Below are 20,608 nucleotides of genomic sequence, written 5' to 3'. Positions count from 1 at the left end.
GCCCTGGGCACTCAGACCCAGTCCTTTCGGACGATGAAGTCGGTGTACAGCCGGTGCTCGGGCGTGCCGGGCTCGGGCTTTTGGGCATACGACCAGCTCACCAGCGGGGGCATGGACAGCAGGATGGACTCGCTGCGCCCGCCCGACTGCAGGCCGAAGTGGGTGCCCCGGTCGAACACCAGGTTGAACTCCACGTAGCGGCCCCGGCGGTAGAGCTGGAATGCGCGTTCGCGCTCGCCGTGGGCCATGCCCTGTCGACGCTCGACGATGGGCAGGTAGGCCGTCAGGAAGGCGTCGCCCACCGACTTCAGCAGGGCAAAGCTGTCGTCAAAGCCCAACTCGGAAAAGTCGTCGAAAAAGATGCCGCCCACGCCGCGCTGTTCGTTGCGGTGCTTGAGGAAGAAATACTCGTCACACCAGGTCTTGAAGCGGGGGTACAGGCCCTCGCCAAACGGGTGCAGCGCGTCGCGGCAGACGGTGTGGAAATGCACCGCGTCTTCCTCGAAGCCGTAGTACGGCGTGAGGTCCATGCCGCCGCCAAACCAGCACACCGGCTCACCGCCGCCCACCGGGGTGGCGGAGATCATGCGCACGTTCATGTGCACGGTGGGCACATAGGGGTTGCGGGGGTGGAAGACCAGGCTCACGCCCATGGCCTCGAACGGCGCACCCGACAGCTCGGGGCGGTGTTGCGTGGCCGAAGGCGGCAGGCGCGGACCGCTGACGTGCGAGAACCCGCAGCCCGCCCGCTCGAACACCGCGCCGCCTTCCAGGATGCGGGTGATGCCGTTGCCCTGCAGGGTTTCACCCGCGGGTTTGCTCCAGGCGTCTTCCAGAAAGGCCTGACCGTCCAGCGCCGAAATGGCCTGGGTGATGCGGGTTTGCAGGTCCATCAGGTAGGCCCGCACCGTGGAGGCGTGCGGGTGGGTCACCTGGGCGGGATGGCGAAGCGGTGCAGTCATGGGCAGGCAGGTGGGCAAGCGGGCAGCAGGTTCAACGGATGGCGCGGTGGCCGATGTCGCGGCGGCACTGCATGCCGTCAAAGGCCACGCCGTCCACCAGTGCGTAGGCGTTGCGCTGGGCTTCGCGCACGTCGGTCCCCAGGGCGGTGGCGCACAACACGCGCCCGCCCGAGGTGACCAACTGGCCATCCTTCAGCGCCGTGCCGGCGTGGAACACCTTGGCCGTGTCGGTGGCGGCAGGCAGCGCGGTGATGGCGTCGCCCTTGCGCGGCTCCAGCGGGTAACCGGCGGCGGCCAGCACCACACCCAGGGCCACACGTTCGTCCCACTGCAGGCCGTTGGCGTGAGCGGTGCCCGCCAGTTGGCCCTTGGCGGCAGCCAACAGCACATCGGCCAGGTCGGACTGCAAACGCATCATGATGGGCTGGGTTTCGGGGTCGCCCATGCGGCAGTTGAACTCCAGCGTCTTCACGTCACCGTTCGGGGTGATCATCAGCCCGGCGTACAAGAAGCCGGTGTAGGGGATGCCATCGGCTGCCATGCCCGCAATGGTGGGCAGGATGACCTGTTCCATGGCCTTGCGGTGCACCTCGGGCGTGACCACGGGCGCGGGCGAATACGCGCCCATGCCGCCGGTGTTGGGGCCTTGGTCGGCGTCGAGCAGGCGCTTGTGGTCTTGCGAGGTGGCCAGGGGCACCACGGTGTGGCCGTCGCAGATGACGATGAAGCTGGCTTCTTCGCCCTGCAGGAATTCTTCGATGACGACGCGGGCTCCGCCCTCGTTGTGCTGCACGCCGAACTTGTTGTCCTCCAGCATGAAGCGCACGGCCTCGTGGGCCTCGTCCAGCGTCATGGCCACGACCACACCCTTGCCCGCGGCCAGGCCATCGGCCTTGACGACGATGGGTGCGCCCATCTTGTCGATGTAGGCGTGGGCGGCCACCGGGTCGGTGAAGGTGTCGTAGGCCGCCGTGGGGATGCCATGGCGGGCCATGAAGGCCTTGGAGAAGGCCTTGGAGCTTTCCAACTGAGCGGCGGCCTTGGTGGGGCCGAACACGGGCAGGCCGTGGGCGCGGAATTCGTCCACCAGACCGGCGGCCAGCGGGGCCTCGGGGCCCACCACGGTGAGGTGGATGGCGTTGGCCTGCGCCCATTCGCGCAGGGCCACCACGTCGGTTCCCGCCAAATGGGGCACGCTGGTCAGCTCGGCTTCGGCGGCGGTGCCGCCATTGCCCGGGGCCACGAACACGCGGGCCACCGAGGGGCTGCGGGTCATGCGCCAGGCCAGGGCGTGTTCACGCCCACCGCTGCCCACCACCAACACGTTGAGTTGTTTGCTCATGCTCGGGCTTGCTCCGCTCATTCGGCAATGGCCGCGTTGTGGAAGACGTTTTGCACGTCGTCGAGGTCTTCCAGCATGTCCAGCAGCTTTTGCATGCGGGCACCGTCTTCACCGGCCAGGTCAATGGACACGTCGGCGCGCATGGTGACCTCGGCCATGTCGGCGGTGAGGCCGGCGGCCTCCAGGGCGTTCTTGACGGCTTCGAAATCAGCAGGCGCGGTCAGCACCTCGATGGCGCCGTCGTCGTCGGTGATGACGTCTTCGGCTCCGGCCTCCAGGGCCACTTCCATCACCTTGTCTTCGCTGGTGCCGGGCGCGTAGACCAGCTGGCCGCAGTGCTTGAACTGGAAGGCCACGCTGCCTTCGGTGCCCAGGTTGCCGCCGTACTTGCTGAAGATGTGGCGCACTTCGGCCACGGTGCGCACGCGGTTGTCGGTCATGGTGTCCACGATGATGGCCGCGCCGCCGATGCCGTAGCCCTCGTAGCGGATTTCCTCGTAGTTGACGCCTTCCTGGTTGCCAGTGGCCTTGTCAATGTTGTATTTGATGCGGTCGGCGGGCAGGTTGACGGCCTTGGCCTTGTCGATGGCCATGCGCAGACGGGGGTTGGCCGACGGGTCACCGCCGCCGGAACGGGCGGCCACGGTGATTTCGCGGATCACGCGCGTCCACAACTTGCCCCGCTTCTCGTCCTGACGGCCCTTGCGGTGCTGGATGTTGGCCCATTTGGAATGACCTGCCATGAAAACCCTCTTGAATTTTGAGCTACGCTGGCGAGTTCCATCCCCCACGGGGGTGACCAGCGCCGATAAAAAAGCCCTCAATTCTACTTTTCGCGCCTGACAAGCCGTTGTTCCCTGCCGAGGTCTCCATGTCCACCCCCCTGCTCATCGCCCGCAACGCCCACGCCGAGTGCGTGATCCACGCCGACAAGGCCAACCGCCACGGCCTCATCACCGGGGCCACCGGCACCGGCAAGACCGTGACCCTGCAGGCCCTGGCCGAGCAGTTCTCGCGCATTGGCGTGCCGGTGTTCATGGCCGACATCAAGGGCGACCTGACCGGGCTCTCGCAACCCGGCCACGTGGGCGACAAAATGGCCCAGGTGCTCAAAAGCCGAGGCATTGACCTGCCCGAACCCGCCGCCTTCCCCACCACGCTGTGGGACGTGTTCGGCCAGCAGGGCCACCCGGTGCGCGCCACCGTGAGCGACCTGGGCCCGCTGCTGCTGGCCCGCATGCTCAACCTGAACGAGACCCAGGCTGGCGTGCTGCAACTGGTGTTCAAGGTGGCCGACGACAACGGCCTGCTGCTGCTCGACATGAAAGACCTGCGCGCCATGTGCCAGCACGTGGGCGACAACGCCAAGACCTTCACCACCGAGTACGGCAACATCAGCGCGGCCAGCATCGGGGCCATCCAGCGCAGCCTGCTGCAGGTGGAGGAACAGGGGGGCGACACCTTCTTTGGCGAGCCCATGCTCAACATCGCCGACTTCATGCAGACGGTGGATGGCCAGGGCGTGGTCAACATCCTGGCCGCCGACAAGCTGATGAACGCACCCAAGCTCTACGCCACTTTTTTGCTGTGGATGCTGAGCGAGCTGTTCGAAACCCTGCCCGAGGTGGGTGACCTGGACCAACCCAAGCTGGTGTTCTTCTTCGACGAGGCCCACCTGCTGTTTGCCGACGCGCCCAAGGCGCTGGTCGAGCGCATCGAACTGGTGGTGCGGCTGGTGCGCTCCAAGGGCGTGGGGGTGTACTTCGTCACCCAGAACCCGCTGGACATTCCCGACAGCGTGCTGGCCCAGCTGGGCAACCGGGTGCAGCATGCCCTGCGCGCCTTCACCCCGCGCGACCAGAAGGCCGTGAAAGCCACCGCCCAGACCATGCGCCAGAAGGCCGGGCTGGACATCGAGGCCGCCATCACCGAACTGGCCGTGGGCGAGGCCCTGGTGAGTTTCCTGGACGACAAGGGCCGCCCCTGCGAAACCGAGCGGGTGTTTGTGCTGCCGCCCTCAGGCCAGATCGGTCCCATCACGCCGGAGCAACGCCAGGCCCTGCTGCAAAACAGCCTGGTGGCCGGCGTGTACGAACAGGCACTGGACCGCGAATCGGCCTACGAAAAGCTCAAGGGCCATGTCCCGGCGCAACCCAACGCGGCGGGCCGCACCCCACCGGCCAGCCCGGCTACGGGCACCGTCGGCCAGCCCGGCCCCCTGCAAGGTGAATCGTCAGCCAGCGCCGAGCCCGCTGAACCCGGCATGGGCGACAAGCTCATGGCCGGTGTCAGCGACCTGCTGTTTGGCACCACCGGCCCCCGGGGCGGCCAGCGCGACGGCCTGGTACAGGCCATGGCCAAGTCGGCGGTGCGCACCGTGGGCACCCAAATCGGCAAGGAAATCCTGCGTGGCGTCATGGGCAGCCTGCTGGGCGGCAGCCGTCGGCGCTGAACACCATGCACGCCCGTCAATTCGTTCGCCAGACCCCGTATCTGGCCTGGGTGATGCTGTATTGCGCCGTCACCTGGGGCCTGTTCGGGGTGACGCTGGGCCTGGTCACCCCCAACCTGCGCGCCCAGCTGCACCTGCGTTACGAGGACATGGGCCTGCTGATGGCACTGTGGGCCACGGCGTCGGTGGTGGGCTCGCTGCTGGGGGGCGCGGTGGCCCACCGTCAGCCGCCCCGCCGCCTGTTCCTGGTGTATGCCACGCTGGCCACGGGGTTGCTGGTGGTGCTGTCTCAGGCCCAGTCGTTTGGCGTGTTGGTGGCCAGTTTTGTGCTGATTGCCATGGCGGAATCCGCACTGTTCACCCTGGGCCACGGCGTGCTGGCCAGCCTGAGCACCGACGCCGAGCTGCGCACCCGCATCATCGGCCTGGTGGACGTGGGCTACAGCCTGGGCACGCTGCTGGCGCCGCTGTGGGTGTCGGCCTGGTTTGCCCACGACCCGGCATGGCGCGGGCCGTACACCGGTTTTGTGGTGCTGATGGCCCTGCTGGGCCTGCTGCTGAGCCCGCCCGCGCCCTACCGCACGCTGAAGCTGCACGCTGGCGACGCGGCTGAACCAGCAGGCCCCGATGCGCCCGCAGTCCAAGCCCCCTCCGCGTCCGACGGGGGTTATGGTTTTTTGCTGCGCCAGCCGGTGGTGCGGTTCGGCCTGACCGCGGCCGCCCTGATCGGCTTTGTGGAATGGGGCCAGAACTTCTGGCTGGTGAGTTACGTGCAACAGGGCCTGGACTGGGGCGAAACCCTGGCCCGCCAGGCGGTGTTTGCCCTGATGGGCGGCATGCTGGCCGGGCGCATCTGGCAGACGTTTGTGCCCAGCCGCTGGACCATGAACCAGAAAATCCGCCACCTGGGCAGCCTGTGCGTGCTGGGCCTGCTGGCCCAGAACGGCGCGGGCTGGCTGGGGCAACTGGTACCAGCCTGGTTGGCCGCGGGCCAGGTGGGCGTGGTGGTGGCCAGCTTGGCGGTGGGGCTGGGGGTGTCGGTGGCCTTTCCCATCCTGCTGGGTACGTTGGTGCATGCCCAGCCGCAACAGGCCTCGCGCCTGTCGGCGCTGACCATGATCGCCATCTGCCTGGGGGCCGCGCTGGCATCCCAGTCCATCGGGCGGCTGGCCGACCTCTGGGGCATGGACAGCGCGTTCGCGCTGCTGCTGCTGTCGGCGCTGGGCTATCGGCTGGCGCTGCGACCGCTGGGGCGAGTCACCGAGGCCGCCCCTGCCGATGCACCTTCAACGCCAACCTGAATGCCCCCCAGGCCAGCAACAGCCCGCAGACCGACACCAGCGTCAGCACCACCAGGGTTCCGACATCCGATTGATCGGTTTCGTACAGGGTGCGCGCGACCAGTGCCAGGCCAAAACCGCCACAGGCGCCAAAGCCCACCGCCCAGCCCCCCAGAAACACCACCAGCAGCATGCGCAGAAGGCCCATCGTGTTCTCCCAAACGATCAGCCCGGGATCACCCGGGCTGGAACACACTCACTTTTTATAGCAAATCATTCAATCAAATCAAGCGTAATAGCCTGATTTGACACTTCAACCCGCCAGCAGCTGCCAGGTGTCCACCACCGAGTCGGGGTTGAGGGAGATGGAGCTGATGCCTTCGGCCTTGAGCCACTGGGCAAAGTCGGGGTGGTCGCTGGGGCCCTGGCCGCAAATGCCGATGTACTTGCCCTGGGCCCGGCAGGCCTTGATGGCCAGGCTGATGAGGGCGGTCACGGCGGGGTCGCGCTCGTCGAAGTCGTGCGCCAGCAGTTCCAGGCCCGAGTCGCGGTCCAGGCCCAGGGTGAGCTGGGTCAGGTCGTTGGAGCCGATGCTGAAGCCGTCGAAGTACTGCAGGTACTGCTCGGCCAGGATGGCGTTGCTGGGGATCTCGCACATCATGATGAGCTTGAGTTCGTTCTCACCGCGCTTCAAACCCTTGTCGGCCAGCATCTGCGTAACGCGCTCGGCCTGCTTCAGGGTGCGCACGAACGGCACCATCACCTGCACGTTGGTCAGGCCCATGTCGTTGCGCACGCGCTTCAAGGCCTCACACTCCATGGCAAAGGCCTCGGCAAAGTCGGTGCTGATGTAACGGGCCGCACCACGGAAGCCCAGCATGGGGTTTTCTTCATCGGGCTCGTAGCGGCTGCCGCCCATGAGCTTGCGGTACTCGTTGCTCTTGAAGTCGCTCAGGCGCACGATGACGGGCTTGGGCCAGAACGCGGCGGCGATGGTGGCCACGCCTTCGGCCACCTTGTCCACATAGAAGGCACGCGGGCTGGCGTGGCCGCGGGCCACCGACTCCACGGCCTTCTTCAGGTCGGCGTCGATGTTGGGGTACTCCAGGATGGCCTTGGGGTGCACACCAATGTTGTTGTTGATGATGAACTCCAGCCGCGCCAGGCCCACGCCGCCGTTGGGGATCTGGCAGAAGTCAAAGGCCAGCTGGGGGTTGCCCACGTTCATCATGATCTTGACGCCGGCGTCGGCCATTTCGCCGCGCTTGACTTCGGTGACCTCGGTCTCCAGCAGGCCATCGTAGATGTGGCCGGTGTCGCCCTCGGCGCAACTCACGGTGACCAGCATGCCGTCTTGCAGGTGGTCGGTGGCGTTGCCGCAACCCACCACGGCGGGAATGCCCAGTTCACGCGCAATGATGGCCGCGTGGCAGGTGCGCCCGCCGCGGTTGGTGACGATGGCACTGGCGCGCTTCATCACGGGTTCCCAGTTGGGGTCGGTCATGTCGGTGACCAGCACGTCGCCGGGCTGCACCTTGTCCATTTCAGAAATGTTGTGCACCAGGCGCACCTTGCCGGTGCCGATCTTCTGGCCGATGGCGCGGCCCTGGGCCAGCACCGTGCGAGATTCCCCCGATCCGCCCTTGAGCTTGTAGCGGTGCTCGACCTGGTTGGCGGCCTGGCTCTTCACGGTTTCAGGGCGGGCCTGCAGGATGTAGAGCTGGCCGTCGGTGCCGTCCTTGCCCCACTCGATGTCCATGGGGCGGCCATAGTGAGCCTCGATGGTGAGGGCGTACTGGGCCAGTTGCTGCACGTCGGCCTCGGTCAGGCTGTAACGGTTGCGCTGCTCCACCGGCACGTCGATGGTCTTGACCAGCTTCTTGCTCTCGGCCTTTTCCTCGGGGGTGGAGAACACCATCTGGATCAGCTTGCTGCCCAGGTTGCGGCGGATGACGGCCTGCTTGCCCGCCTTGAGCATGGGCTTGTGCACGTAGAACTCGTCGGGGTTGACCGCGCCTTGCACCACGGTTTCGCCCAGGCCGTAGCTGCTGGTGATGAACACCACGTCTTCAAAACCGCTTTCGGTGTCGATGGTGAACATCACCCCGGCAGCGCCCAGGTCGGAGCGCACCATGCGCTGCACGCCGGCGCTCAGGGCCACGTCGGCGTGGGCAAAACCCTTGTGCACGCGGTAGCTGATGGCGCGGTCGTTGTAGAGGCTGGCAAACACCTCTTTCATCTTGTGCAGCACTTCCTCGATGCCCACCACGTTGAGGAAGGTTTCCTGCTGACCGGCAAAGGAGGCGTCGGGCAGGTCTTCGGCGGTGGCGGAGGAGCGCACGGCAAAGCTGGCGGCGGGGTTGCCGGCGCTCAGGCGGGCGAATTCGTCGCGGATGGCTTTTTCCAGGTCGGCCGGGAAGGGCTGGGCCTCGACCATGGCGCGGATTTCAGCGCCCACCTGGGCCAGGGCGCGCACGTCTTCGGTGTCCAGCGCGTCCAGCTTGGCGTTGATGCGGTCGGTCAGGCCGTCGAACTTCAGGAATTCGCGGAAGGCGTGGGCCGTGGTGGCAAAACCCGTGGGCACGCGCACCCCGGTGGGCAGCTGTGAAATCATTTCACCGAGGCTGGCGTTTTTTCCGCCAACGACCTCGACATCGGTCATGCGAAGTTGCTCGAACGGGACCACAAGGGCATCCGCATTGAACAGTTGAGACATGGGAACACTCCATCTAAGTTAAAAAACCGTTCATGGCGGCGCTGCACACGGGCGCACCCTGCCCCTCGGTGTTGTTCGGGTTGTGAGGGAGAGACAGGACGCCAGCCGCCAGGGTCGGGACCGCTTGGGCCCGACGAATGCCAGCGATTGTAGGGACGGGCTGAAACCCCGGGTGGCATTCCACACGTTACGCTTGGCCCCCCGTTGTTGACTTCCCCCCAAGCCCCTCCCATGCCCAACCGCACCGTGTTCCTCGTCTCCGATGGCACCGGCATCACCGCCGAGACCTTCGCCAAGGCCATCCTGAACCAGTTTGAGCTGCACCCCCGCTTCATCCGGCTGCCTTTCACCGACAGCGTGGACAAGGCGCACAACGCGGTGCGTGAAATCAACCACACGGCGCAACGCGAAGGCAAATGCCCCATCGTGTTCACCACCCTGGTCAACATGGAGGTGCTGGCCGTGATCCGGGCACACAGCCAGGGCATGATGCTGGACATGTTCGGCACCTTCGTGGCGCCGCTGGAGGCCGAGCTGGGCATCAAGTCCAACCACCGGGTGGGCCGCTTCTCCGACGCCTCCAAAAGCCGCGAGTACCACGACCGCATTGAAGCCATCAACTTCTCGCTGGCGCATGACGACGGCCAAAGCAACAAGGACCTGGAAAGCTCCGACGTCATCCTGGTGGGCGTGAGCCGCAGTGGCAAGACGCCCACCTCGCTGTACCTGGCCATGCAGTACGGGCTGAAAGCGTCCAACTACCCGCTCATTCCCGAAGACTTCGAACGCCGCAAGCTGCCCCCGGCCCTGCTGCCCCACCGCAAAAAGGTGTTTGGTCTGACCATCCAGCCCGAGCGGCTGAGCGAAATCCGCAACGAGCGCCGCCCCAACTCGCGCTACGCCTCGCTGGAAAACTGCCGTCACGAAGTGGCCGAGGCCGAGGCCATGATGCGCCGCGAAGGCATCCGCTGGCTGTCCACCACCACCAAGTCCATCGAAGAGATTTCGACCACCATCCTGCAAGAAATCCACCCGGATCGCCTGACTTGGTGAAAACCCCAGCAAGGGTTTTCCTGATGCGCCAATCCCACATTTTTTGCAATGCGGCAAAAAAAGCGAGGGTTAACCCCCGATTTGTCAGCCACAAGTCAGAAAGAGACCCAAACCAGTCAGAACACCGTCAGGCGGACTCTTAAGAATGGATTTCAGACGTGCACACTGGGCGTCCAATTCAACAAACAGGAGACTGATTCATGGCGAAAACCGAAAACCGCCCGATGTCTGCCGAAGAACGCAAAGTGATCTTTGCTTCATCGCTGGGCACGGTGTTCGAGTGGTACGACTTCTACCTCTACGGCTCTCTCGCAGCCATCATTGCAAAGCAGTTCTTCAGCGGCCTGGACCCTGCCGCGGCGTTCATCTTTGCGTTGTTGGCCTTTGCCGCTGGCTTCATCGTTCGCCCGTTCGGTGCGTTGGTTTTCGGGCGTCTGGGCGACATGATCGGTCGCAAGTACACCTTCCTGGTCACCATCCTGATCATGGGCGGCTCCACCTTCGTGGTGGGCATCCTGCCCAGCTACGCCTCCATCGGCGTGTCGGCCCCGGTCATCCTGATTGCCCTGCGCATGCTGCAAGGCCTGGCACTGGGCGGTGAGTACGGTGGCGCTGCCACCTACGTGGCCGAGCACGCCCCCCAGGGCAAGCGCGGTGCCTACACCGCCTGGATCCAGACCACCGCCACGCTGGGCCTGTTCCTGTCGCTGATGGTGATTCTGGGCACCCGGACCATCATCGGTGAAGCCGCCTTTGCCGACTGGGGCTGGCGCGTGCCGTTCATCGTGTCCATCCTGCTGCTGGCCGTGTCGGTGTGGATTCGCCTGTCCATGAACGAATCCCCAGCCTTCCAGAAGATGAAGGCCGAAGGCAAGACCTCCAAGGCCCCGCTGTCCGAAGCCTTCGGCCAGTGGAAGAACCTGAAGGTCGTGCTGCTGGCTCTGTTCGGTCTGGTGGCCGGTCAGGCTGTGGTGTGGTACTCGGGCCAGTTCTATGCGCTGTTCTTCCTGACCAGCGTGCTGAAGGTCGATGGCTCCACCGCCAACATCCTGGTGGCCCTGTCGCTGATCATCGGCACCCCGTTCTTCGTGGTGTTCGGCTCCTTGTCCGACAAGATCGGCCGCAAGCCCATCATCATGGCCGGCCTGCTGTTGGCCATCGTCACCTACTTCCCGCTGTTCGAAAAACTGACGCTGGCCGCCAACCCTGACCTGGCTGCCGCCCAGAAATCGGCCAAGGTGACCGTGACCGCTGCCGCTGGCGACTGCTCCTTCCAGGGCAACCCCGTGGCCCGCGAAATCGACTTCACCAAGTCCTGCGACATTGGCAAGCGCTTCCTGGCCCAGAACTCCGTCAGCTACGACAACCTGACCGCAGCCCAACCCGGCCCCGCCGTCATCAAGATCGGCGACACCGAAATCGTGGCCCCCACCGGCAACGTGGTCAACAGCAAGTTCGACGAAGAGTCCACCAAGAACATCGCCGCCTTCAAGAAGTCGGTGAGCGAGGCCCTCAAGGCCGCTGGCTATCCCCCCAAGGCCGACCCGGCCAAGGTGGACAAGGTCACCATCACCATCATCCTGAGCATCCTGGTGATCTACGTGACCATGGTGTACGGCCCCATCGCCGCCATGCTGGTCGAGCTGTTCCCCACCCGCATCCGCTACACCTCCATGTCGCTGCCGTATCACATCGGCAACGGCTGGTTCGGCGGCCTGCTGCCCACCATCTCCTTCGCGATGGTGGCCCAGAACGGCAACATGTACTACGGCCTGTGGTACCCCATCGTGATCGCCGCCATGACCCTGGTGATTGGTGTGCTGTTCGTCCGCGAAACCAAGGACGTGGACATCTACGCCGACGACTGATACCGTGACGTCGCTGATCAAGGGTCCATGCCCAGCGGCATGGACCCTTGATTTTTATCTGTCATTCATATTCAATCCATTGCACCATGATCAAAATCATCATCGGCTTCATCCTTTTCGCTGCTCTGGCCATGTTCATCCTCATCAAGGGCGGTGGCGACATCGACATGAGCGGCGAAAAGCATGGCATCGAAGAGGCCCATCCCCCGGCAGCCGCTGCGGCACCTGCGACCCCCGCAGCGCCCGCACCGGCAGCGGCCCCTGCTGCCGCGCCGACCGAAGAGAAAAAGCCCTGACCGCCCCCCTCGGAACACCTTGTGCGCTACCTCAAGACCGAAGAAGGACAACAGGCGTTCAAGCAACGCTCGTCCGCGCTGAGTGCGCGTCAGCGCTCGGTGTTCCTGCTGTTTGACGGCCAGCGCACTGCCGCGGAGGTGCTCAAGTCCACCGCGGCCCTGGGCACCACCCCAGACGACGTCACCGACCTGGTGACCAAAGGGTTCCTGGTGGCGGCCGACACCCATCAACCGCCGCCACAGCTCCCCTCAGAAACCGTGCCCCCGGTCGACCTCCCCTCCGAACCGGTGGACGAGGGTCCCTACCTCAGCCCCATGGAGCGTTACCAACTGGCCTACCCCATCGCCACGCGGCTCACCGCAGGCCTGGGCCTTCGGGGGTTCAAGCTGAACTTGGCGATTGAGGCCGCCTCGGGGTATGACGACCTGGTGGCCCTGCTCCCCCGCCTGACCGAGGCGCTGGGCAAGCAGGCGGTGGCCGAGCTCAAGAAGGCCCTCAACGTCCACTGACGCGCCCGACACGCCGCCCTCCCCCCCGTCGCACCCCTTCACTGAAAGCCGTCACCGCATGAAGCTGGCTTTGTTTTCCGATGTGCACGCCAACCTCCATGCGCTGGAAGCCTGTCTGGCCCATGCCGAAGCGCAGCAGGTGCACCAACAGGTGTACCTGGGCGACTTGGTGGGTTATGGAGCCCACCCGGCTGAAGTGCTGGACTTGGTGATGGAGCAGGCCGAGCGCGGCGCCATCGTGGTGCAAGGCAACCACGACGCCATGGCTGTGGCCCCACCGCCCACCGTGGTCCAGGTGGGGGAGACCACCGCAGCCTGGACGCATGCCCAGTTGGACATGCACCACCACACCTTTCTGCGCACCCGCCCCCTCATCGCCACCCAGGGGGCGTGCTTCTTTGTGCATGCCAGTGCCGATGCCCCGGGCCGCTGGCGCTACGTGGAAGACGAACGCGCCGCCCAGGCCAGCCTGGAAGCGGCCATGATCAAACCTGAAGTTCGTTATGTGTTCGGCGGCCATGTGCACCAGCAGACCCTGTTCTACCAAGGCAATGGCCGCAACCTGATGCGTTTCGCCCCCACCGCTGGGGTGCCCATCCCCACGCCCGCCCACCGCCGCTGGATTGCCACCGTGGGTTCGGTGGGCCAGCCCCGCGATGGGCGGCCCCTGGCCATGTACGCGCTGTTTGACACCACCCAGTCGCGCCTGACCTTCCACCGCGTACCCTACGACCACGAAGGCGCCGCTGCCGCCGTGCGTCAGGCGGGCCTGCCCGAGTTCTTCGCCCGCCGACTGGAAGAAGGCCGATGAAACTGCTGACCCCGGGGACCCTGCTCGACGGGTTCGTGATCGACGAATGCATCCACTCCGGGGGCATGGCGCACATCTACGCCGTGCACTACGAACACGGGGCCATCGATCCGGGCTTCCCCATGGTCATGAAAATCCCCCGCATGACCGCTTCCGACGGGGCCGAGAACATCGTCAGTTTCGAGGTGGAACACCAACTGATGCAGGTGCTGACCGGCCCGCATGTGCCGCGTTTTGTGGCCGCCGGAGACCTGGACCACATCCCCTACCTGGTCATGGAGTACGTGCCCGGGCGCACGCTGGACCATTGGCTGCCCCAGCCGGGCGAGAAATCCCCCCCCCTGTCGCCCCAGGACATGGCCCAGCTGGGCATGGCCGTGGCCAAGGCCCTGCACAGCGTGCACAAGCAGAACGCCTGCCACCTGGACCTGAAACCCGCCAACGTGCTCATCCGGCCCGACGGCTCGGCCGTGCTGCTGGACTTTGGCCTCTCCTGCCACGCCCACTACCCCGACCTGCTGGCCGAGGAACTGCGCAAGGCCGTGGGCTCGCCTGCCTGGATTGCCCCCGAGCAGGTGGTGGGCGTGCGCGGCGACCCCCGCAGCGACATCTTTGCCCTGGGCGTGATGATGTACGAACTGGCCGTGCGCGAGCTGCCCTTTGGCGCCCCCACCACCGCCGGGGGCCTGCGCCAACGCCTGTGGATGGACCCCAAGCCCCTGCGCGCCCACCGTCCCGACCTGCCCGAGTGGTTCCAGGAGGTGGTGATGCGCTGCCTGGAGCCCGAGGCAGCGCACCGCTACCCGTCGGCAGCCCACTTGGCGCTGGACCTGAGCAACCCCGACCAGGTCAAGGTCACGGCACGGGGCCGCCGCACCCGGGGCACGGGCTTCTGGGTGCACTTCAAACGCTGGCTGCGGGCCGCGGGCAAGCACTACCAGCCCAGCCCCATGCCCACGCAGCAGATCGAGGAAGTGCCCATCATCATGGTGGCCATTCCCCACCATGACGTGACCGACGCCACGCTGTACTCGCTGCGCCAGGCGGTGGCCCGCTCGCTGGGCATACGGCCCGGCGCCCGGCTGGCCTGCGTGACGGTCATCTCCTCGGGCCAGACCAGCAGCACCGACGCCTCGAAAAGCGAAACCACCGTCCACCGCCGCTACCTGACCCTGATGCGGCAATGGGCCGAACCGCTGGACCTCAGCGGCCACCAGACCTCGTTTCATGTGCTCGAGTCCAGCGACGTGGCCGGAGCCCTGGTGCGTTACGCCGAGGGCAACAACGTGAGCATCATCGTCATGGGGGCGGCCACCCACGGCATCCAGATGCAGCGTTTTGTGGCCACCGTACCCATCAAGGTGGCCATGGATGCGCCCTGCACCGTCATCCTGGTGAAGCAGCAACTGCCGTTTGAACAGCTGGGCAACTGAGTCCGCGCCGCGCCATAAATTCCGCCTATCAATAGGTTAGGAATAACAAAGCGGCAGACCGATAGATCGCTCCTATACTTTCCCCAACGCTGAAACCAAGCGTGTGCTTTCTGGTCCCAACCCACTCAACAGGAGTCGTTTCATGTCCCTCATCAACACCCAAGTCCAGCCCTTCAAAGCCCAGGCTTTCCACAACGGCAAGTTCATTGAAGTGACCGAGCAGTCCCTCAAGGGCAAGTGGTCCGTGCTGATCTTCATGCCGGCCGCCTTCACCTTCAACTGCCCCACCGAAATCGAAGACGCCGCCGACAACTACGCCGAGTTCCAGAAGGCCGGTGCCGAGGTCTACATCGTCACCACCGACACCCACTTCTCGCACAAGGTGTGGCACGAAACCTCCCCCGCCGTGGGCAAGGCCAAGTTCCCCCTGGTGGGCGACCCCACCCACGCCCTGACCAACGCCTTTGGCGTGCACATCCCCGAAGAAGGCCTGGCGCTGCGCGGCACCTTCGTCATCAACCCCGAGCTGACCATCAAGACGTTGGAAATCCACTCCAACGAAATCGCTCGTGACGTGTCCGAAACCCTGCGCAAACTCAAGGCTGCCCAGTACACTGCAGCCAACCCCGGCCAAGTGTGCCCCGCCAAGTGGAAAGAAGGCGCCAAGACCCTGGCACCCTCCATCGACCTGGTCGGCAAGATCTGATCCGTTTTTCCTCTGCTTGACCCGCCTGTTTTGTGGCGGGATGGCTTCAAAAGGCGCTGCCTGTTCGGGCAGCGCCTTTTTTCTTTTGGGGCGCAGCGAAACGGCCCGGCCAATCAGGGGTGTTCAGGATTCCCTTGCCTGGGGGGTTGCATGCCCTGCCAGACGGGCATTGGGGGAACGTCGTGTGGACTGGCAGGCGCCCACGAGCAGTTGCTTCAATTTTCATAGCTTCTTGCGCTTTCAAAACAAGCGGTGGAAGCATTTTTTCCTCGCAAAAATTCCTTTTTGCCACCCGGCGCCCCCCGCACGCCAACCGGGCCGCAGCATGTCCCTGATGGATTTTGGCTATCGATAGCTTTTAAATAACAAATCAATGCATCAATAGCTCAAACCTATACTTCATCCATCGCGGTCCTCACCCGACAGGGCCGCCCCATCGCCCACAAGGAAACCACCATGCTCGACGACAACCTCAAAGCCCAGCTCAAAGCCTACCTGGAACGTGTCACCCTGCCGTTTGAGCTGGTGGCCAGCCTGAACAACGCCATCAACCCCACCGAGGCCGATGCCGAGATGCAGCAGCTGTTGATGGACATCGTGGAGGTGTCGGGCGGCAAGATTTCCGTGCGCTTTGACGGCACCGATGCGCGCAAGCCCTCCTTCGCGCTGGTTCGCCGGGAGGAAGGCGCTCAAGCCCTGTCGCTGCGCTTTGCCGGGCTGCCATTGGGGCACGAGTTCACCTCGCTGGTGCTGGCCCTGCTGTGGACCGGCGGCCACCCGCCCAAGGTGGAACAGGCCACCATCGAGCAAATCAAGGCCTTGGATGGCAACTTCAACTTCGAGGTCTACATGAGCCTCACCTGCCACAACTGCCCGGACGTGGTGCAGGCCTTGTCGCTGATGGCGGTGCTCAACCCCCGCGTCAAGACCACGGTGATCGAAGGCGGTGGCTTCCAGGACGAGGTGACGGCGCGCGACATCATGGCCGTGCCCATGGTCTTCCTCAACGGCCAGGTGTTTGGCTCGGGCCGCATGCTGGTGGAGGAAATCGTGGCCAAGCTGGACACCAACGCCGCCGCCAAAGAGGCCGCCAAGCTGTCGGCCCAGGCCCCGTATGACGTGCTCATCGTCGGTGGAGGCCCCGCCGGGTCCGCCGCCGCGGTGTACGCTGCCCGCAAGGGCATCCGCACCGGCATTGCGGTGGAGCGCATGGGCGGTCAAGTGAACGACACCCTGTCCATCGAAAACTACATCTCGGTGCTGGAAACCGATGGCCCCAAGTTCTCCGCCGCGCTGGAAGCCCAGGTGCGCCACTACGGCGTGGACATCATGAACCTGCAAACCGCCGCCAAGCTGGTTCCCGCCGCCACCGAGGGCGGCCTGGTCGAAGTGCACCTGGCCAACGGCGGCGTGCTGAAGAGCCGTAGCGTCATCCTCAGCACCGGGGCGCGCTGGCGCAACGTCAACGTGCCCGGCGAGGCCGAGTACAAGAACAAAGGCGTGGCCTACTGCCCGCACTGCGACGGCCCGCTGTTCAAGGGCAAGCGCGTGTCGGTGATTGGCGGCGGCAACTCGGGCGTGGAAGCGGCCATTGACCTGGCCGGCATCGTCAGCCACGTGACGCTGGTGGAGTTTGCCGACCAGCTCAAGGCCGACGCCGTGCTGGTGACCAAGCTCAAAAGCCTGCCCAACGTGACCATCCACACCAACGCCCAGACCACCGAAATCACCGGGGCCGACGGCAAGGTGAACGGCCTGCGCTTCAAGGACCGCACCAGCGGTGTGGAACAGCTGCTGCCGCTGGAAGGCGTGTTCGTGCAGATCGGCCTGGTGCCCAACACCGAATGGCTGAAAGGCACACTGGAGCTGAGCCGGTTTGGCGAAATCGTGGTGGACGCCAAGGGCCACACCAGCCTGCCCGGCGTGTTCGCCGCGGGCGACTGCACCACGGTGCCGTACAAGCAAATCGTGATCGCCGCCGGCGAAGGAGCCAAGGCCGCGCTGAGCGCCTTTGACCACCTGATCCGCACGCCTGTGGCGGCTTGACTCCGCTTCCCGCGGCGGCGGCGCCGCTCAGCGCGTGAACACCACGCGCTGGTACAGCCCCCCAAACCAGGTGCGGTGCTCCACCGCGCTGGGCTGGGCCTCGGGGGGCAGCCAGTGGGTCACCGGGTGGCGCCACAGGTCCCAGGCAAAAGGTTCCAGCCACCGCAGCACCGCGCCCATGAGCCAGCGGGCCGGGTGCCAGGCGGCGGGGCGGTGGTAGTCCACCACCACCAGCCGCCCGCCGGGGCGCAGCACCCGCCAGGCTTGGGCCAGGGTGCGGCGGCGCACGTCTTCGGGCTGTTCGTGCAGCAAAAAGAACAGCAGCACGGCGTCCTGGCTGGCGTCGGGCCACGACAGGGCCACCGAATCCTGGCACTGCAGGCTGACCGGCCCTGCCCCCACCGACTCACGCGACTGCGGGGGCGGTTTCAGCGCTTGCAGCTTGCGCGCCAGGTTGTCCAACTGGATCAGCGCCACGTCCACCACCGCCACATGACCGCCCGGGGTCAGGCGCTGCACCAGGCGGGGCGTGAGGTCGCCGTACACGCAGGCCACTTGCAGCACCTGCCCGCCCAGGGCCGGGGTCAGCGCGTCCAGCGCCGCGTCCCGCAGGCGGGCGAACTGGCCCCACAGGATGAGGTTGACCAGCCATTGCCGCTCGAACACCCGCACCGCACGCGGCGTCAGGTAGGCCCAGGGGTAGGTTTCGCGCAGGTAGGCGGGAATGGGGGGTGCGTGGCGGGGGTCGGGGGCTTTCACACAGACACTATCAATTCAGTAGCTGCTTGCGCTTGATTTAAAAGCGACAGAGGCCAATTTCATTCAAGGTTTCCAGCACCACGCGCTGCGGGCAAGGCATCGGCCAGGGTGCCCAGGGCGTCGGCCCCGCGTGCCAGGGACTGCAACCAGCTGGGCAGCCAGCCGGGTTTGCGGTCGAAGGGGCCAAAGTCCACCAGTTTCAGGTCGGGCTGTTCGGCCATCAACACCTCCAGCGTGGCGTTGCGGTCCACCAGGCCCAGGGCCAGGGCCTCCTGGCCGCCCCACACCTCACCGCTGGTGTACGACTCGGGCGGCTGCTTCAGCTTGGCCCCGCGGCGCTCGGTCAGCAGGTGGGCAAACTGGCGGCCCATTTCGTCCACCAGACCCTGGGCCTTGGCCTCGGCTTCGGGGGTGGTGGGCTCGAAGGGGTTGAGCATGCCTTTGAGGTGGCCCGAGGCGTAGGTTTTGGCCTTGACGTCGTACTTTTCCAGCACGCGATGCACGTCCCAGCTTTGCAAGATGGCCCCCACCGAGCCCACCAGCGAGTATTTGGCGCTGACGATGTCGTCAGCCGACAAGGCCACCATGTACCCGGCAGAGGCTCCCAGGTTGCCAATGACGGCCTGCACCGGCTTGGGGTGCTTGACCCGCAGCTGGGCCACGGCGTCCATGATGCGTTCGGCCTCCACCGGGGCACCGCCGGGCGAGTCGATGTACAGCACCACGCGCTGCACCCGCTCGTCTTCAAAGGCGCGTTTGAGGGCGGCCCCTACCTTCTCGGCCGAGGCCAGCTTGGCGGTGGCGCTGATCTGCCCCTCCACCCGCACCAGGCCCACCGAAGGCTCGGTGGCCGTCACCCCTGGCAGCGGCAGCAGGGCCTTGGCCGCCAGCACGGCGTACACGGCCAGCGAGCCCACCACCAGCGAGCCCACCATCCAACGGCGGAAGCGCGCGGCGCGGCGCACCTCGGCCTCGCGGCGCTGCTGGTCCAGCACAAAGGTCTTGGCCAGCAGGGCCAGGGTTTGTTCGGCGTTGTCGGTGGGCTGGTTCAGCATGGCCTCCACCGAAGGCGTGTGGGCTGGGCGGGACCGCCAGGCGGTCAGGAATTTGAACATTGGGCCATTCCCTTGTGAAAACAGCCGCACTCTGCCACAAGCGCGCCGACCCCTGCCCGGCCAGGGGCCACTGATACACTGAATTCACCTCGCGGTTTTTTGCTCAACGGCAAAAATGAAAAGGGAACGACAGAACGGTTGGAACCCCAACCCAAGCTGTGGCTGCCCCCGCAACTGTGATCGGCGAGTCCGCTGTCCATCCATGCCACTGGCCCCAAGGCCGGGAAGGCCGACAGCACGACAACGACCCGAGAGCCAGGAGACCTGCCCCGAGGTGATGTGACCTGTGTTTGGGGCGGGGTGTCCCTGTGCGAGTGTCGTTTGTTCCGCGGTGCACGGCCCCCTTTGGCCGGGCACGGCGGGCGTGTCTGCGCGCGAACGATGTTGGCCAGCCCTTGCCCCTCCATGACCCCTGTTGGAGGACCTGAGCTTGACCACCATCCCCTGCCTACCCCCCTGCGCACCCGACGCCAACACCCCGACCGCCCCCACGCCCCCGACCCCGCCCGGGCCGCCCGAACCCTCCTGGCAGCCCTGGGCTGCGGTGGACATGGTGTGGCCCGACCAGTCCAACCACCATGGCACGCTGTTTGGCGGCGCGGCCCTGGCCATGCTGGACCGGCTGGCCTTCATCCGCGGCAGCCAGGTGCTGCGTGGCAGCGTGGTCACGGCGGCGGTCAGTCGGCTGGACTTTGCCGCCCCCGCCCCGGCGGGCCATCTGGTGGAATGCACCGCCCATGTGCTGAAGCAAGGCCGCCGCTCGGTGACCGTGGCCACCGAACTGGTGGCGGAAGACCTGCTGAGCGGGCAGCGCACCCGCTGCCTGTCGGGCGAATTCGTCATGGTGACCCAGGCCGCATCGGCCCCCACCTCGCCGCCCACGCCCCCAGCTGACCCCGAGGCACCAACCACCGAGCCCGGCCGGGTGCGGGTGGCCGAAATCGTGTTTCCCGGCCACGCCAACCACCGGGGCATCCTGCACGGGAGTCCGGCCATGGCCTGGCTGGCCAAGGCCGGTTTTGTGGCCGCCACCCGCCAGGTGCGCCGCACCGTGGTGATGGCCAGCAGCGAGCGCATGGACTTTGTGGCCCCCGCCCGCGTGGGCGACGTGGTGGAGGTGTTGGCGCAGGTCAGCCGCGTGGGGCGGCGTTCGGTCCACGTGCAGGCCGAGCTGTGGGCTGAATCGCCCACCAGCGGCCAGCGCCACCTGTGCACCTCTGCGGGCTTGGTGTATGTGTCGGTGGACGACTGACCTGGGC

General features: G+C 65.8%; 18 protein-coding genes and 1 riboswitch. Of the genes, 11 read left to right on the top strand and 7 right to left on the bottom strand.

Annotation, left to right across the window (positions count from 1 at the left end; all coding sequences use genetic code 11):
- Window positions 1-11 precede the first annotated feature (11 nt).
- From hemF to ACYVB7_RS16260, 3 genes are read right to left on the bottom strand one after another with little or no spacing between them, the layout of a single operon-like run.
- Window positions 12-962, bottom strand: a complete 951-nt coding sequence (hemF, locus tag ACYVB7_RS16270; RefSeq protein WP_460509500.1) for an oxygen-dependent coproporphyrinogen-III oxidase — start codon at window positions 960-962, stop codon at window positions 12-14.
- 31 nt (window positions 963-993) lie between these two features.
- Window positions 994-2,304 carry a phosphoribosylamine--glycine ligase gene (gene purD, locus ACYVB7_RS16265; RefSeq protein ID WP_460509499.1) on the bottom strand — a complete coding sequence of 437 codons (1,311 nt, stop codon included), beginning with the start codon at window positions 2,302-2,304 and terminating at the stop codon, window positions 994-996.
- Between the two features lie 17 nt (window positions 2,305-2,321).
- On the bottom strand, window positions 2,322-3,047 hold the full coding sequence (locus ACYVB7_RS16260) for a YebC/PmpR family DNA-binding transcriptional regulator (RefSeq protein WP_460509498.1): 726 nt from the start codon (window positions 3,045-3,047) through the stop codon (window positions 2,322-2,324).
- A gap of 128 nt (window positions 3,048-3,175) precedes the next feature.
- Here ACYVB7_RS16260 and ACYVB7_RS16255 point away from each other — a divergent pair, with 128 nt between their 5' ends.
- Both ACYVB7_RS16255 and ACYVB7_RS16250 read left to right on the top strand, forming a co-directional pair.
- On the top strand, window positions 3,176-4,756 hold the full coding sequence (locus tag ACYVB7_RS16255; protein ID WP_460509497.1) for a helicase HerA-like C-terminal domain-containing protein: 1,581 nt from the start codon (window positions 3,176-3,178) through the stop codon (window positions 4,754-4,756).
- A gap of 5 nt (window positions 4,757-4,761) precedes the next feature.
- The gene (locus tag ACYVB7_RS16250) at window positions 4,762-6,057 is read left to right on the top strand and encodes an MFS transporter (RefSeq protein WP_460509496.1); all 1,296 of its coding nucleotides are present in this window, start codon (window positions 4,762-4,764) and stop codon (window positions 6,055-6,057) included.
- Here the strand turns inward: ACYVB7_RS16250 and ACYVB7_RS16245 are convergent.
- Together ACYVB7_RS16245 and ppsA are read right to left on the bottom strand one after the other, a co-directional pair.
- Window positions 6,014-6,244: a hypothetical protein gene (locus ACYVB7_RS16245; protein ID WP_460509495.1), complete on the bottom strand. Its 231-nt coding sequence runs from the start codon at window positions 6,242-6,244 to the stop codon at window positions 6,014-6,016. The genes ACYVB7_RS16250 and ACYVB7_RS16245 overlap by 44 nt on opposite strands.
- A 105-nt stretch (window positions 6,245-6,349) precedes the next feature.
- Window positions 6,350-8,752: a phosphoenolpyruvate synthase gene (gene ppsA, locus ACYVB7_RS16240; RefSeq protein WP_460509494.1), complete on the bottom strand. Its 2,403-nt coding sequence runs from the start codon at window positions 8,750-8,752 to the stop codon at window positions 6,350-6,352.
- Window positions 8,753-8,983: 231 nt separating this feature from the next.
- Between ppsA and ppsR the strand changes: the two genes are divergently transcribed.
- The 8 genes from ppsR to ahpF all read left to right on the top strand — a co-directional run bounded on the left by ppsR (window position 8,984) and on the right by ahpF (window position 17,475).
- Window positions 8,984-9,805: a pyruvate, water dikinase regulatory protein gene (ppsR, locus tag ACYVB7_RS16235; protein WP_460509493.1), complete on the top strand. Its 822-nt coding sequence runs from the start codon at window positions 8,984-8,986 to the stop codon at window positions 9,803-9,805.
- A gap of 200 nt (window positions 9,806-10,005) precedes the next feature.
- Window positions 10,006-11,673, top strand: a complete 1,668-nt coding sequence (locus ACYVB7_RS16230; protein ID WP_460509492.1) for an MFS transporter — start codon at window positions 10,006-10,008, stop codon at window positions 11,671-11,673.
- An 86-nt stretch (window positions 11,674-11,759) separates the two neighbouring features.
- Window positions 11,760-11,969, top strand: a complete 210-nt coding sequence (locus ACYVB7_RS16225) for a hypothetical protein (RefSeq protein WP_460509491.1) — start codon at window positions 11,760-11,762, stop codon at window positions 11,967-11,969.
- A gap of 21 nt (window positions 11,970-11,990) precedes the next feature.
- Complete coding sequence (locus tag ACYVB7_RS16220) at window positions 11,991-12,479, top strand: hypothetical protein (protein WP_460509490.1); 489 nt, start codon at window positions 11,991-11,993, stop codon at window positions 12,477-12,479.
- Between the two features lie 58 nt (window positions 12,480-12,537).
- Window positions 12,538-13,290, top strand: a complete 753-nt coding sequence (locus tag ACYVB7_RS16215) for a metallophosphoesterase family protein (RefSeq protein WP_460509489.1) — start codon at window positions 12,538-12,540, stop codon at window positions 13,288-13,290.
- Window positions 13,287-14,723, top strand: coding sequence for a serine/threonine protein kinase (locus ACYVB7_RS16210; RefSeq protein ID WP_460509488.1), 1,437 nt, complete (start codon window positions 13,287-13,289; stop codon window positions 14,721-14,723). Before ACYVB7_RS16215 ends, ACYVB7_RS16210 begins: the two co-directional genes overlap by 4 nt.
- 142 nt (window positions 14,724-14,865) lie before the next feature.
- Window positions 14,866-15,429, top strand: coding sequence for an alkyl hydroperoxide reductase subunit C (gene ahpC, locus ACYVB7_RS16205; protein ID WP_460509487.1), 564 nt, complete (start codon window positions 14,866-14,868; stop codon window positions 15,427-15,429).
- A 456-nt stretch (window positions 15,430-15,885) separates the two neighbouring features.
- Complete coding sequence (ahpF, locus tag ACYVB7_RS16200; protein ID WP_460509486.1) at window positions 15,886-17,475, top strand: alkyl hydroperoxide reductase subunit F; 1,590 nt, start codon at window positions 15,886-15,888, stop codon at window positions 17,473-17,475.
- A gap of 27 nt (window positions 17,476-17,502) precedes the next feature.
- Here ahpF and rquA read toward each other — a convergent pair whose 3' ends face one another.
- Window positions 17,503-18,234 (bottom strand): rhodoquinone biosynthesis methyltransferase RquA, encoded by a 732-nt coding sequence (gene rquA / locus ACYVB7_RS16195; RefSeq protein WP_460509485.1) that lies wholly within the window; start codon window positions 18,232-18,234, stop codon window positions 17,503-17,505.
- A gap of 59 nt (window positions 18,235-18,293) precedes the next feature.
- Window positions 18,294-19,349, bottom strand: coding sequence for a S49 family peptidase (locus tag ACYVB7_RS16190; RefSeq protein ID WP_460509484.1), 1,056 nt, complete (start codon window positions 19,347-19,349; stop codon window positions 18,294-18,296).
- A 75-nt stretch (window positions 19,350-19,424) separates the two neighbouring features.
- A riboswitch (cobalamin riboswitch) is annotated at window positions 19,425-19,635 on the top strand.
- 144 nt (window positions 19,636-19,779) lie between these two features.
- Between ACYVB7_RS16190 and ACYVB7_RS16185 the strand changes: the two genes are divergently transcribed.
- Complete coding sequence (locus tag ACYVB7_RS16185; protein ID WP_460509483.1) at window positions 19,780-20,601, top strand: acyl-CoA thioesterase; 822 nt, start codon at window positions 19,780-19,782, stop codon at window positions 20,599-20,601.
- Window positions 20,602-20,608 lie beyond the last annotated feature (7 nt).

Source organism: Hydrogenophaga soli (assembly GCF_054777695.1).
The sequence above is the reverse complement of the archived record's forward strand: the minus strand, read 5'-3'. Positions and strand labels throughout refer to the sequence as shown.

What these genes read in the sequence shown, in the direction of transcription:
- hemF (WP_460509500.1), bottom strand. Translation starts at nt 962, where the DNA reads ATGACTGCACCGCTTCGCCATCCCGCCCAGGTGACCCACCCGCACGCC.
- purD (WP_460509499.1), bottom strand. Translation starts at nt 2,304, where the DNA reads ATGAGCAAACAACTCAACGTGTTGGTGGTGGGCAGCGGTGGGCGTGAA.
- ACYVB7_RS16260 (WP_460509498.1), bottom strand. Translation starts at nt 3,047, where the DNA reads ATGGCAGGTCATTCCAAATGGGCCAACATCCAGCACCGCAAGGGCCGT.
- ACYVB7_RS16255 (WP_460509497.1), top strand. Translation starts at nt 3,176, where the DNA reads ATGTCCACCCCCCTGCTCATCGCCCGCAACGCCCACGCCGAGTGCGTG.
- ACYVB7_RS16250 (WP_460509496.1), top strand. Translation starts at nt 4,762, where the DNA reads ATGCACGCCCGTCAATTCGTTCGCCAGACCCCGTATCTGGCCTGGGTG.
- ACYVB7_RS16245 (WP_460509495.1), bottom strand. Translation starts at nt 6,244, where the DNA reads ATGGGCCTTCTGCGCATGCTGCTGGTGGTGTTTCTGGGGGGCTGGGCG.
- ppsA (WP_460509494.1), bottom strand. Translation starts at nt 8,752, where the DNA reads ATGTCTCAACTGTTCAATGCGGATGCCCTTGTGGTCCCGTTCGAGCAA.
- ppsR (WP_460509493.1), top strand. Translation starts at nt 8,984, where the DNA reads ATGCCCAACCGCACCGTGTTCCTCGTCTCCGATGGCACCGGCATCACC.
- ACYVB7_RS16230 (WP_460509492.1), top strand. Translation starts at nt 10,006, where the DNA reads ATGGCGAAAACCGAAAACCGCCCGATGTCTGCCGAAGAACGCAAAGTG.
- ACYVB7_RS16225 (WP_460509491.1), top strand. Translation starts at nt 11,760, where the DNA reads ATGATCAAAATCATCATCGGCTTCATCCTTTTCGCTGCTCTGGCCATG.
- ACYVB7_RS16215 (WP_460509489.1), top strand. Translation starts at nt 12,538, where the DNA reads ATGAAGCTGGCTTTGTTTTCCGATGTGCACGCCAACCTCCATGCGCTG.
- ACYVB7_RS16210 (WP_460509488.1), top strand. Translation starts at nt 13,287, where the DNA reads ATGAAACTGCTGACCCCGGGGACCCTGCTCGACGGGTTCGTGATCGAC.
- ahpC (WP_460509487.1), top strand. Translation starts at nt 14,866, where the DNA reads ATGTCCCTCATCAACACCCAAGTCCAGCCCTTCAAAGCCCAGGCTTTC.
- ahpF (WP_460509486.1), top strand. Translation starts at nt 15,886, where the DNA reads ATGCTCGACGACAACCTCAAAGCCCAGCTCAAAGCCTACCTGGAACGT.
- ACYVB7_RS16190 (WP_460509484.1), bottom strand. Translation starts at nt 19,349, where the DNA reads ATGTTCAAATTCCTGACCGCCTGGCGGTCCCGCCCAGCCCACACGCCT.